This window comes from Subsaxibacter sp. CAU 1640, assembly GCF_023156585.1.
GTDB lineage: Bacteria > Bacteroidota > Bacteroidia > Flavobacteriales > Flavobacteriaceae > JBPOFM01.
This window is the reverse complement of sequence record NZ_JALNMI010000003.1, coordinates 172,236-184,782: the sequence shown is the minus strand read 5'-3', so window position 1 is coordinate 184,782 and position 12,547 is coordinate 172,236. Positions and strand designations below refer to the sequence as shown.

At 39.7% G+C, this 12,547-nt stretch carries 10 protein-coding genes; 3 read left to right on the top strand and 7 right to left on the bottom strand.

All coding sequences use genetic code 11. The features are described 5' to 3' along the window. Positions 1–375 precede the first annotated feature (375 nt). Positions 376–2,067, top strand: a complete 1,692-nt coding sequence (locus tag M0G43_RS08380) for a CUB domain-containing protein (protein ID WP_248025021.1) — start codon at positions 376–378, stop codon at positions 2,065–2,067. 69 nt (positions 2,068–2,136) lie between these two features. On the opposite strand, the gene M0G43_RS08375 is transcribed toward M0G43_RS08380, so the two are convergent. The 6 genes from M0G43_RS08375 to M0G43_RS08350 all read right to left on the bottom strand — a co-directional run bounded on the left by M0G43_RS08375 (position 2,137) and on the right by M0G43_RS08350 (position 8,891). Then, a complete protein-coding gene (locus tag M0G43_RS08375; RefSeq protein WP_248025020.1) occupies positions 2,137–2,853 on the bottom strand; it encodes an RluA family pseudouridine synthase in 717 nt (238 codons plus the stop codon). Between the two features lie 84 nt (positions 2,854–2,937). Then, positions 2,938–3,294 (bottom strand): four helix bundle protein, encoded by a 357-nt coding sequence (locus M0G43_RS08370; protein ID WP_248025018.1) that lies wholly within the window; start codon positions 3,292–3,294, stop codon positions 2,938–2,940. A gap of 68 nt (positions 3,295–3,362) precedes the next feature. Then, positions 3,363–4,181 carry a 3-methyl-2-oxobutanoate hydroxymethyltransferase gene (gene panB / locus M0G43_RS08365; RefSeq protein ID WP_248025017.1) on the bottom strand — a complete coding sequence of 273 codons (819 nt, stop codon included), beginning with the start codon at positions 4,179–4,181 and terminating at the stop codon, positions 3,363–3,365. A 279-nt stretch (positions 4,182–4,460) separates the two neighbouring features. Beyond that, on the bottom strand, positions 4,461–6,119 hold the full coding sequence (locus tag M0G43_RS08360) for an MBOAT family O-acyltransferase (RefSeq protein ID WP_248025016.1): 1,659 nt from the start codon (positions 6,117–6,119) through the stop codon (positions 4,461–4,463). Further along, positions 6,112–7,407, bottom strand: coding sequence for a GDSL-type esterase/lipase family protein (locus M0G43_RS08355; protein ID WP_248025015.1), 1,296 nt, complete (start codon positions 7,405–7,407; stop codon positions 6,112–6,114). The genes M0G43_RS08360 and M0G43_RS08355 overlap by 8 nt, the downstream gene beginning before the upstream one ends. After that, entirely contained in the window at positions 7,404–8,891 is a 1,488-nt protein-coding gene (locus M0G43_RS08350) for a GDSL-type esterase/lipase family protein (RefSeq protein ID WP_248025014.1), read from the bottom strand. Before M0G43_RS08350 ends, M0G43_RS08355 begins: the two co-directional genes overlap by 4 nt. A gap of 117 nt (positions 8,892–9,008) precedes the next feature. On the opposite strand from M0G43_RS08350, the gene M0G43_RS08345 reads away from it, so the two are divergent. Then, positions 9,009–9,470: a nuclear transport factor 2 family protein gene (locus M0G43_RS08345; RefSeq protein ID WP_248025013.1), complete on the top strand. Its 462-nt coding sequence runs from the start codon at positions 9,009–9,011 to the stop codon at positions 9,468–9,470. Between the two features lie 65 nt (positions 9,471–9,535). On the opposite strand, the gene M0G43_RS08340 is transcribed toward M0G43_RS08345, so the two are convergent. After that, positions 9,536–10,960 (bottom strand): L-serine ammonia-lyase, encoded by a 1,425-nt coding sequence (locus M0G43_RS08340; protein WP_248025012.1) that lies wholly within the window; start codon positions 10,958–10,960, stop codon positions 9,536–9,538. A gap of 204 nt (positions 10,961–11,164) precedes the next feature. On the opposite strand from M0G43_RS08340, the gene M0G43_RS08335 reads away from it, so the two are divergent. After that, positions 11,165–12,523: a T9SS type A sorting domain-containing protein gene (locus tag M0G43_RS08335; RefSeq protein ID WP_248025011.1), complete on the top strand. Its 1,359-nt coding sequence runs from the start codon at positions 11,165–11,167 to the stop codon at positions 12,521–12,523. Positions 12,524–12,547 lie beyond the last annotated feature (24 nt).

Here is a 12,547-nt window from a genome sequence, read left to right as displayed (position 1 = left end):
ATTCTTCACCTTAATTCAGTTCACCTTTACTGCATATCAGCACCTAAAAATCCTTAATTATTTGAAAATTTGCATATAGGTTAGAGTCAATTTATCTTAAGTCATTGATTTAAAGTGTGAAAGACTCGAAATAGGTGAAAAGGCTCTTACATTATTGTCGATTTTAAAAAGATTTTAACAAAAATAAAGGATCATTTTTGTGAATTCTTTGCAATTGAAATATTGTTTTACTAAATGCATTACATTTTTTGAGATGTCATTGGTGTTCGTCGAATAAAATTGCTATTAGAAGAATATATGAAACGGAATGCCTATTCAACCAATTTTATAAAATACATTTGTTCAACTATTAATTGATCCTAAATTTATTATACTATGAAAAACAACAAACTACTAAAATTGTTAATGGTGTGTGCTATCATCTGGTCATGTTCTCAAGATAGCCTAGATTCACCAAATTCAGAGAACGACAATACCAGGCTTGCGGCTGGTCAATACGACAATTCCTATTTAGGAGTTTATAAAGGTTTATTTTCTACCAATGATGGTTTAATTCGCGGTACGGTTACCGTATCACTAATGCCAGGTAGCGAAGGTGAAGCTCAAATCGATTTAAGTTCAGGTGAGCAAATTTTATTAAAAAGCCGCCCTGCTAAATTGACAATGGATCAAAAAGTGAGTCAATTGCAATTTAGTTCTGAAGGATTGAGTTCAATACATTCAACTTTTGAATTTTCAGTAGATGGTGATGGTACCAATCCGTTGGTGAACAATACCAACTTCGATACTAGGGCATCGGATATTTTGATTGCCAAAAACACACAACGTCTGCCTTTAATGCCTATTACAGGAACTTATGCCTGTACAGATTGCGCTGTTAATGGACAAGGATTTCCAAACTCCAACCGCACCTGGAATATAATGTCCATTGGTGCCGGCGAAGGACAGAACTTTATGGTTCAAGTTTTCTACGGAGGTCGTATTTATACCTCTGCAGCAGAAAACAATACACAGTCGAATTGTTTTTCATCTGGAGGTTTCACTACATGTGATGTTGCTGGATCAATCAGAGTTCTAGGACATGACGTAACTTGGAGTGGTACTCATGAATATACCACTTATGCTAACACAACCTCTTGTTCAGAGGTAAGTGGTACATGGTCGGCACCAACCTATGGTCCTGGAGTCACAGGTACGTTCCAAAGTGATTCTGATTGCTCAAATGTAGGTTTGTTGAATGATACGTGTGCGTCTGCATTGCCAATAGGTGTTGGAGATTCAGTATTGGTTTCTACTACAGATGCATCTAGTGTTGATGCACCAGCATCATGTGTAGTTGACTTGGATACTGCTCCAGGTGTATGGTATACCTTCGTTGGAGATGGTTTCCCAGTGTTGATTACAACAGAAGGAGACGATGTTGATACTAAAATTGGTTTGTTCACTGGTTCATGTGGTGCTTTGGATTGCGAGAATGGTGACGATAACGGTGGTTTAGGAAACAATCCTTTAATACCTTTGAATACCGTCTTGAATGAAATATATTATATCTATGTAACAGCCAATGATGGTGAGACTGGAGATTTTGTATTGTCATTGATCCCACCAACTTCTATGACCTATGCTACTTGCGATGAGTCTATTCAAGATCATGCAGGTGATGGAGATTATGAAGGTTTCAGAAGAGATGTTTATGTAATTGATGCAGGTGAAGGAAATACTGTCAATGTTAATTTCTCTGAATTTGATACTGAAGAAGGTTATGACTTTGTAAGAATCTATGATGGACCAAATACAGATAGTTTGGTGATCACAATGTCTGTTGAAGGAACACCGTCAATGCCAGAAGGATTCTCTGGAACTGGTAATGGACCATTCTCATTGTTAGGAGATAATGTAGTGTCTACAGGACGTTATATGACTCTTACATTCTATTCTGACCCTAATGTGGTTGGTTCAGGATTTACAGGAGATATCACCTGCATGGCAGGCAGACAAGCGATGGGAATGCAACAAACATCTCTTACGTTTCAACCAGCTGAACATACAATGCCAGTAAAAAACTAATTACTCATGTATATATAAAGAAGCCCGTAGCTAAAAGTTACGGGCTTTTTCAATTTTAAAAGATTGAGTTTAATCTTCGCAAGCCTGCCATAAGGCATCCTCACTTGGAACAGGAGCAACGACTTTAATAGTCTCTTTGGAAACAGGATGCACGAACTCCAGTTGGCGTGCATGTAGATGAATGCTGGCGTCGGCATTGCTGCGGTCAAAGCCATATTTTAAGTCACCTTTAATCGTGCAACCAATGCTAGCTAACTGCACACGTATCTGGTGATGACGACCTGTTTCTAGTTGTACTTCCAGTAAATAATAATTATCAAGTTGCTTTAAAAGTGAATAGTGGAGAATGGCTTTTTTACCATCACGAATTTCTTTACTATGCGCCGTAGATTTGTTGTTCTTCGGATTCTTTTTAAGCCAATGGATTAAAGTGTCCTGTGACTTTGGCGGCGGATTCTTGACAATCGCCCAATAAGTTTTCTTGGCATCCTTTTCGGCGAATAATTTGTTGAGTCTTGGCAATGCTTTACTTGTTTTGGCAAATAGGACGATGCCAGTTGTAGGTCTGTCCAATCGATGCACCACACCTAAATACACATTGCCAGGTTTATTGTCGCGTTCCTTGATGAAAGACTTTACCACCTCATTCAAAGGCTTGTCACCTGTTTTATCACCCTGTACAATATCACCAGCTCGTTTGTTTACGATGATCAGATGGTTGTCCTCATAAATAACTTGGAGGTTATTTTTGTTTGAAGGATTGGATTTGTTGGAAGGGTTGGACATTTTAGATTGTTAGACTGGTTAGACCAGTTAGATCATTAGACTTGTTAGAACATAAGACTAGTTGGATAAGCTGGATTTTTTGAATTATTGTTTTAGAGAGGCTTTAAATCTTGAAATCATTTTGGTTATTTCATTCAACTCATTTAATATGGATTCAATCTCTGTTTTATCTGCGAAACCAAGGTCTTGGGCAATCAGTAATTGGGTTTCTACCCCGTAACAAGATCCAATGGCAATCTCCAAAAATCTTGAAAAATCCTTTTGTGATTGTCGTGAAGAACCTTCAGCAATATTTGAGGGAATTGAGATACAAGCACGTCTCAATTGATTAGTCAAACCGAACTTTTCTGCTTCTGGAAAACTAGACGTGACTTTATAAATTTTGGAACTAAATACTCTACTTCGCTTCCAAATTTCCAGTTCCTTAAATCGATGTACCATATTGAATAAAAAAAACTATAGTCTAACTTGTCTAATACTCTAAAGCAACGCAGTCTAAAAAGTCTAATCTAATATTGTTCATTCTCATTAGGAAAATCCTCGGCCTTTACATCATCAACATATTTCGTGATGGCTGTGGTCATATCTTCATATAGGTTCATATAGCGACGCAAGAATCTGGGTTGGAATTCGTAGGTCATACCAAGCATATCGTGCAAAACCAATACTTGTCCGTCTACACCATTTCCAGCACCAATACCAATAATCGGAATGCTGACACTTTCAGCGACTTCTTTGGCCAATTTGGCAGGAATCTTTTCAAGCACAATGGCGAAGCAACCAGCTTTTTCGAGCATTAAGGCATCTTCTTTCAACTTTTCAGCTTCTTCTTCTTCCTTGGCTCTCACTGTATACGTTCCGAATTTGTAGATAGATTGTGGTGTCAATCCCAAGTGACCCATCACAGGAATGCCAGCATTCAAAATACGCTTGATGGATTCTTTGATTTCTTTACCACCTTCAAGCTTTACTGCGTGTCCGCCAGATTCTTTCATAATACGAATAGCAGAACGCAAAGCTTCTTTTGGGTCGCTCTGATAACTTCCGAATGGTAAATCTACCACGACTAACGCGCGATTGATAGCACGCACTACCGACGAGGCGTGGTAAATCATTTGATCCAACGTAATCGGCAAAGTGGTTTCGTGACCTGCCATTACGTTACTAGCAGAATCTCCCACCAAAATCACATCGACTCCGGCACCATCCACAATCTTTGCCATGGTGAAATCATAAGCCGTCAACATAGATATTTTTTCGCCTTTGGCTTTCATATCTACCAGTGTTTTGACGGTAATTCGTTTATATTCTTTTTTAGCTACAGACATCGTGTTTAGTTTTGATGTTGTAAAAATAGGGAGATTATTTTAGACTTGTTAGAATGTTAGAGAGAATCGGGAACAAAGAGTCAGGAGTCAAGATCCAAGAGTCAAGACGGATGACGGATGACGGATGACCGTTTGGTAGTATGTAGTATGCAGTATGCGATAAGCAGTAAATATTATGCAGATAGCTCTTAAGGTTTATGAACGATGGTTGCCAAAGACCAAAGTCTAAAGGCTAAAGTCTAAAGGCTAAAGGCTAAAGGCCACTAGCTAACAGCCAATCTAGAATTGAAAATAGATAAACGGTTGAAAATCGGTGGAGAAGGCTTGGTAGCAAAGAATGCCTGTGACGGCAGCAACGCCAATTTTAACTGGGATTGGACTTTTGGCATACCAACCTTCAATCGTGTCTTTGGTGGTTTGTGGTAGCCAATGTGTGACATAGCCTATCAACATCACCCAAAAAACCATTTGGTAATGCACAATGATGTCCCAAGCATAATGCCAATCCATATGATAAGCTACTTGGTTGTACCAGCGAGCAATATGGTCCATACTTTCACCTCTAAAGTAGATACGTGTAAAGGTGATAAATGCCAAGGTAATGGCAATCTTCCACCAGCGAGCGTACCATCTATTATTGGCTTCCCACGGACTGATTTTACGCCAGTATTTGTATACCACAATCCCGAGACCATTGAGTCCGCCCCAAATGACGAACTTCCAAGACGCGCCGTGCCACAATCCGCCAATGAGCATTGTGAGCATTAGGTTGATGTTTGTATTGATGTGATTTTTGACATTGGAATTGTAAAGCGCCAAAATATAAATGAACAATGCCGTTGCCAACACACCAAAAACCAAATACAGATTTTGAAATGCATAGAGCGTTCCCAATACAATGATTGCCAAAATAATATAGGATGCCGCAGTACCTTGACGATTTCCTCCCAAAGGAATGTAAAGGTAATCTCGAAGCCAGGTAGAGAGCGAGATGTGCCATCGCTTCCAGAACTCGCCTGCATTTGTGGCTTTGTAAGGCGAATTAAAGTTAACAGGCAGCTTGAAGCCCATCAACAAGGCTAGCCCAATGGCAATATCTGTATAGCCCGAAAAATCACCATAAATTTGTAGGGAATAACCAATCATTGCCATTACATTCGCAAAGCCAGAGAACATTTCAGGCGCATCAAACACACGGTCGAGAAAGTGCATCGCAATAAAATCGGCAAACAACATCTTTTTGATGAGCCCTTTCAGAATCATAAACGTTCCTGCATCAAAATCAGCTTTTGTGATCACAGTAGGTTGTGAAATTTGCGGTACAAAGTTTTCGGCCCTTACAATCGGTCCGGCCACAAGCTGTGGAAAAAAACTGACATAAAAACCGAAGTCAAGAATAGAGTCGAGCGGTTTTAATTTCCTTCTGTAAATATCGACGCTGTAACTGATCGTCTGAAAGGTATAGAACGAAATACCCACAGGCAGAATGATTTTATCTACCGTGAAATAGTTTTGATCGTTAAACGTATTTCCCCATTGTGCCAACCAATTCACCACTTCATAATTGGTATGAAACAGCATATTGAAACTATCCGTAAAGAAATAGGCATACTTGAAATAGCACAACACCGTCAGGTTGATGATGACACTGGTCGCCACCAAGGCATAGCGTTTGGTTTGATGGTTGCTCTTGTAAATGGTTCTACCGATAAAGAAATCGACCAACGTGCTGAAAATCAAAATACCTATGAAGAGTCCGCTGGTTTTATAATAAAAGAACAACGAAATAAGGAATAGATAGCTATTACGCAAGGCGATTTTCTTATAGCACAAGGCAAACAAGAAGTAAGCCACGGCAAAGAATATCCAGAAGTTGGCTTGGGTGAATATCAAAGGAAAATCCTCTGAAAACTGAAAAATATCGTAGAGTCTATTCATCCAAGTTGTGATAATGCGTCAACAATTCTTCTTTATCTCTGTTCGTGCTATTGGCCCACGCATCAATCATGGCATCCATAAATAAATCGGCTTTGATGTTATAGCCTAAATAGGTAAAATGAATACGGTCTCTTGGCATCAACTTGTTTTTATACCATTTGTTTGACGAGCCCAAGCCACCCATAATTTCGTAGAAATCCCAAACAGCCATATGGTATTTGCGAGCCAATTGCATAATGATTTCCTGTTGGATAGCTGTATTGTAATTCAAATATTTTCTTCGGTAATAATCATCATTTGGAACGGTCAAAAGAATGGCGCATTCGGGATTGATGCGCTGAATCATTTGAATGAAAGCTTCGTAGTTGGCACGGAATTTTTCGGCATCAAACCTAGACTTTGGCATATAGGCATCATTGGTTCCAATGGAAATGATGAACAAATCTGGTTTGTACAAATCTAGTTGTTTTTCGAAGTATGCAGCACGTTGGTAATAATCAAAACTGGCACCATTCACACCAATACTTGTGTATTCGATGCCCTCATTATCATTCATAAACTCAACACCCATCAACGCAAATTCAGGATTTACCGCAGTCGTGTCCTTCAATCGAACCTGCAATGCCAAGGAATCAATATTGCTGCTAAAACGGTACTCGCGATACATCTTGTCGAGGTTGAGCGTATCTGTAAACTCCAATTGCTCGTCAAGGATATTTACCTCGTAATCATTCTTCCAAGTATTGTAAAACAATCTCAACTTATTGAAATCGTAAGGTTTCTTGGTATAGTTGCGATGGTTTGATTTCAAATAAATAGTGTCTTCATAGACGCGCAAAGCAGCCGTCACACCAGCCAATCCCCAAGCAATACTGTCTTTTCTGATAGAACATCGGTAACCTTGCCATAAATCTCTGTTGGCACTGATGCGATAATTACTGGGATTGTTGGTATGCGCCAAGTGATACGGAAACACAAAGCCACGCTGTCCTTGAGATACTTCATTGGTGTTTTGAAGATATGTACGGATTTTGTTTGAATAAATATCTGCTTGAATATGAGAACCACCAATATGGAAGATGTGTAATTTGTCTTTCTTTCCACTATAAATGCTGTCCAATTTTGCAAAGAATTGATTGAAGGCTGGCGATTCGGAAGCCATTTTAAACGTGTTTGCCTCGCGGTTGATGAGCGAGCCCAAGGTAGGCTCAATGCTATCGAGCACATACTGTTGTGCTGACAACGTCACATTTATGAGTAGGAAGAGTATTGTTAGGGCGTATTTCATTTAATATCTGATAAATCTAGGTACAGCGCCAAAAAGAAAAGCTCTGAAATAATTTTGGTGCCTTTGGGCGAAAAATGGGTGTAATCATTGGCTGCCAAACCTTCATCGACCCAATGTTTCATTGAGCTTTTGCCACCCATCGCATCAAACATACTCCAGAAAGCAATGCCATTTTCCAGACACACTTTTTTGAGTGTTTCATTGAGATAAGGCAACAACGGATAGGTAATCATCTCACCGTTTTCAAGTGTTGTCATATCTGAAGGACCAATGAAAATGACATTGGCGTTATTGGTTTTACGTTTTACCCAAGTAATGTGATTCTTTAAGTAGCCTGCATATTCAGCAACTCCAGTCGAATCCTTGATGTAAGGCACTGAGTTGCCACCATATTGAAAGATGAGGAGTTTCGGTTGCAGTTGTTGATACATTTGCTGAAAATTGGTGCCGTTGGTTCCAGCGAAAATAGTACCTGACGACCCACGCATTGCCACATTATCCAAGCTGACGCCACTATTTCCATCTAAAGTCAAGCCATAAAAATCTGGACTGATTTTACCTTCCAATTCGATGGAGAGATTTGAGGGCGTTGCGCCCAATTCAATAGCGAACTTGTGATAATTGCCATCTGCAATGAGGCTTTGACTTTTAATCAAGGCACCATCATTATAGACTTTGATGCTTGTGGGCGCCACAGCGTTACCGTAATGAAGCCCAATTTTGTTGAACTTTTTGAGCAAGGCATACGATTTGGTAGGAATACCAATGCTGATGGTCGCTTTGGTAGTACTTAAACTATCCAATAAAAGACTATCAACCGTTTCATAAGCAGGTGTGAAGCGCGACATAGACGAATACGCACCATACTTTTTATGGGGAAATTTTGTCTGCGTAGGATCGAAATATGCGTGACGTGTCCAATTATCAGAATGGTTGACCACACTGCTGATGTTGTCATAGACCTGAACAATGGGCGCAAAGCCAGGACCACTGCCACCATATAAGCCTTGCAATCTATTTCTTAAATACGCCGAGATGCGGTCGCCTTCCAATTGCGAATCACCATAATGTATGATTCTGCATTGTCCGCTTTTTAGATGCTGTCTTAACTGTGCAATATAATCTGTTTGACCAACAGGATAATTGATACGCTGTACTTTAGACGTATCAATTTTGGTGAGGTCGGGAATTTTAGGAACAAAGTTTTCTTCTTTAAAAGGTTCCTGCTTTACATCAATATCCTCAACCAATACCTCAATGTTCTCCACAATGCTATCCAAAGCCTTAATGTCGGCCTTTTCTCTTTTGCCTTGCTCTAAAAAGCTTTCTGCAGTTGGGTACTTAATCGTTACATCACCCACAAAAAAGCCTTCTTGAACTTTACCACTATCCAATTGTTTGGCGTTACTTAAATACATCACGCCCAATAACACCAAGAGCGTCAAGACAATATAAAGGCAAATCTTAAATGGCGAATAGTTCATCGATGCATTGCGTTAGGCGGGCGAAATATAGTACAAATTCTTTAAACGTAATTTGTTAAATCCTCACGTATTCACTTGAAATTTTTGTAATTTAAAGTCTTTAAAACAATTAGCTCTATGAAACAGATTACTATTATATTTTTAATGTTCGTGTGTTCCTTTGGGTATTCACAAGAAACTGATGAAGAAGCCGTACAAAAAGCCATCGATGATTTTTTTATTGCCTTTCATCAAAAAGACCGAACGCAAATGGAAGCTGCTGTTGCCGAAGGTGTGGTGATGCAGACCATAACGAAGGACAAAGACGGCAAAACCTTTGTCAAAACTGAATCTTACACCGATTTTGTCAGTACGATACTTGCCATCCCGAAAGATGCTTATTTTGAAGAAAAACTATTGAATATGACCATTCAAATAGATGGTGATATGGCTCACGTTTGGGCACCTTATGGGTTTTGGTACAATAATGAATTCAGCCATTGTGGTGTCAACTCCATTCAATTGGTCAAGCTAGATGGACGCTGGAAGATGGTATATCTTATTGATACTAGACGGAAGGAGAATTGTATTCAGCAATGATCAATTGACAATTAACAATGAATAATGAATAATTTTGTCTAACGTCTAACTTCTAAAGCCTCTTTTTAACAATCCGACAAATGCACGCCAACGGCAAGGCCACCCTCTGATGTTTCTTTGTATTTGGTGTTCATATCTTTTGCGGTTTCCCACATTGTGTTGACCACTTTGTCCAAAGGTACTTTGACGTTGTTTGGATCGGTGTCGATGGCTAGTTCTGCTGCATTGATGGCTTTAATGGCACCCATCGCATTGCGTTCAATGCACGGCACTTGCACCAATCCGCCAATAGGGTCGCAGGTCATACCGAGATGATGTTCCATTGCGATTTCAGCAGCTATTAAGACTTGTTCGGGTGTGCCACCTAAAAGCTCGGTCAACGCACCAGCGGCCATTGCAGAAGAAACACCTATTTCAGCTTGGCATCCACCCATAGCCGCAGAGATGGTAGCACCTTTCTTGAAGATGCTTCCTATTTCGCCGGCAACCAATAAGAATTTTTTGATGTGTTCGAAGTTGGCATCGTGGTTTTCAATCACCATATAATACATCAACACCGAAGGAATGACACCAGCACTACCATTAGTAGGCGCTGTGACCACACGACCGAGCGAGGCATTCACCTCATTGACCGCCAAGGCAAAACAGCTGACCCATTTCAATATTTGACGGAACTTAACTTCGGTTTTTCTGATAGTTTGCAGCCATTCTTCAGGTGTTTCATAAGGTAAATCGCCCTTCAAATTTTGATGCATGTCATAAGCACGACGTCTCACATTCAAGCCGCCAGGAAGATTTCCTTCTGTATGGCAACCGATGAACATACATTCTAACATTGTGTTCCATATCCTTCCTAATTCTGCATCAATAACTTCAGGTGTGCGGATGGATTTCTCATTTTCAAGCACCACACTCGAAATGGGAAGATTGAGTTGGTTACAATACGCCAACAATTCGCTACCCAACTGAATAGGATATGGAAAGGTATTGTTGAAAATCTCTTTGTTCTTTTTGGAGTTTTTACGTTCTTCTTTCACAACAAATCCGCCACCAATAGAGTAGAAGGTAGAGCTCGCTTTTCTGCCGTTAATGACGGCCGTGAATTTGATACCGTTGGAATGAAACGGGAGAAACTTTCTGTTGAAAACAATATCTGTTTCTACATTAAATTTCAGAGGCATTTCATTATTGAACATCAAGGTTTGAGTGTTCTTGATGGAAGCGATGATGATATCGATGTTTTCGGTAGGGATGGTTTCAGGATTGGCACCACTTAAACCCAACATCACTGCATAATCCGTAGCGTGGCCTTTACCTGTAAGCGACAAGGAACCGTACAGATCTACACAAATATGCTCGACTTTGTCAAATTTGTTGGCATCTTTTAGCTCTTTAATCCATCGTTCGGCGGCACGCCAAGGGCCCAAAGTGTGTGAACTAGAAGGTCCTACACCAATCTTTAACATATCGAACACCGAAATACACTCCATTTACTAAAACGTTTTAGTGCGCAAAGATACATTTTTTAATGCTTCAAGCTTAATGCAGTAGGCTTTATGCTTGTCCAAAAAAAGAAAGCTTATAAACTAAATCAAATCAAATTATTCAACCTTTTCTATAAATACGTTTCGTGTATTGATTTTTTTTATTCTTTTGTAGGAAAATTTAACACAACCTTCTAATTAAAAAAAAACATGAAAAAAATTATTACGCTTTTACTACTTTTCACCATAAGCTCTACCTCATTTGCACAATGTTGGGAAAACGTGAGTGCAGGAACCTTACACACTTTAGGATTGATGGACAATGGTAGTCTATGGGCCTGGGGATATAATGCAGCAGGCGAATTGGGCATTGGCAACAATATAGATCAAAATACACCTGTAAGAGTAGGAACTGACAATGACTGGTCGATTATTTCTGCAGGTGGCGAATTTTCAATGGCTTTAAAGTCTAATGGTACTTTGTGGGCGTGGGGCAATAATAGATATGGAGAACTAGGAGACGGTACTCTTATAGCTAAAAACATACCACAGCAAGTAGGAACAGATACCGATTGGGAGTTTATTTCTGCAGGATTTGCATCTAGTTATGCCATAAAAACCGATGGCACTTTATGGACCTGGGGACAAAATCAAAGGGGACAGTTGGGTCTTGGCAATTTGACCGATCGTCTTTTTCCTGTGCAAGTGGGCACTGCTACTGACTGGGAAACCATTTCTTGTGGTACAAGCCATGTTTTGGCAAAGAAAACTGATGGTACATTGTGGTCTTGTGGGTATAATATGTTTGGACAATTGGGATTAAACATGACTTTTGACAGAGCTACCTTTCAACAAATAGGTACTGATACCGATTGGGACTTCATATCAGCTGGAGGCAATCATTCTGTAGCAGTAAAAACAAGCAGTGTTATGTACACTTGGGGAATTAATATTTATGGGCAATTGGGAGATAACACCACTAATATGTCGATGGTCCCTGTGGAAATTATGGATCAAGTAGTGGTTGCAGAAGCAGGATTTTCTCATACTAGCGCCATATTGAGTACTAATGATCTTTATGTATGGGGACAAAATAATTATGGACAGCTAGGATTAGGAAATACTAACAACCAGTATGTGCCGACTGCGGTGACAACTTTAAGTGACCCTGTGAAACTTGTCAATGGAAACCGCTTTTCTCTATATATGGATGCTGATAGCTATTTATATGTTACTGGTTATAATCAGTATGGACAATTGGGTGATGGTACGAATGCAAATAAAAGTTCATTCATAAACATTAGTTGCTCAACTTTATCTACAGGTGAAGTGGCTGCAAACAGTAGCATTAAACTATATCCAAACCCTGTGAGAGATGAACTGAACATTGCTCAAGAAACAGCGATGCAGTCTGTTGTGATCTATAATAATCTTGGACAGGAAGTGTTGACCAGAACTATTGGTGAGAACCAAGTGCGTATAGATGTGTCGCAATTAGCCGCAGGACTTTATCATGCGAGAGTTTCATCAGAAAGCGGTGTTCAGACTTTGAGGTTTGTGAAACAGTAGCTTTATACTGTAGGCTTTAAGCTT

Excerpts from the sequence above, each read along its gene's own strand:
- M0G43_RS08380 (WP_248025021.1), top strand. The coding sequence starts at position 376 with ATGAAAAACAACAAACTACTAAAATTGTTAATGGTGTGTGCTATCATC.
- M0G43_RS08375 (WP_248025020.1), bottom strand. The coding sequence starts at position 2,853 with ATGTCCAACCCTTCCAACAAATCCAATCCTTCAAACAAAAATAACCTC.
- M0G43_RS08370 (WP_248025018.1), bottom strand. The coding sequence starts at position 3,294 with ATGGTACATCGATTTAAGGAACTGGAAATTTGGAAGCGAAGTAGAGTA.
- panB (WP_248025017.1), bottom strand. The coding sequence starts at position 4,181 with ATGTCTGTAGCTAAAAAAGAATATAAACGAATTACCGTCAAAACACTG.
- M0G43_RS08360 (WP_248025016.1), bottom strand. The coding sequence starts at position 6,119 with ATGAATAGACTCTACGATATTTTTCAGTTTTCAGAGGATTTTCCTTTG.
- M0G43_RS08355 (WP_248025015.1), bottom strand. The coding sequence starts at position 7,407 with ATGAAATACGCCCTAACAATACTCTTCCTACTCATAAATGTGACGTTG.
- M0G43_RS08350 (WP_248025014.1), bottom strand. The coding sequence starts at position 8,891 with ATGAACTATTCGCCATTTAAGATTTGCCTTTATATTGTCTTGACGCTC.
- M0G43_RS08345 (WP_248025013.1), top strand. The coding sequence starts at position 9,009 with ATGAAACAGATTACTATTATATTTTTAATGTTCGTGTGTTCCTTTGGG.
- M0G43_RS08340 (WP_248025012.1), bottom strand. The coding sequence starts at position 10,960 with ATGGAGTGTATTTCGGTGTTCGATATGTTAAAGATTGGTGTAGGACCT.
- M0G43_RS08335 (WP_248025011.1), top strand. The coding sequence starts at position 11,165 with ATGAAAAAAATTATTACGCTTTTACTACTTTTCACCATAAGCTCTACC.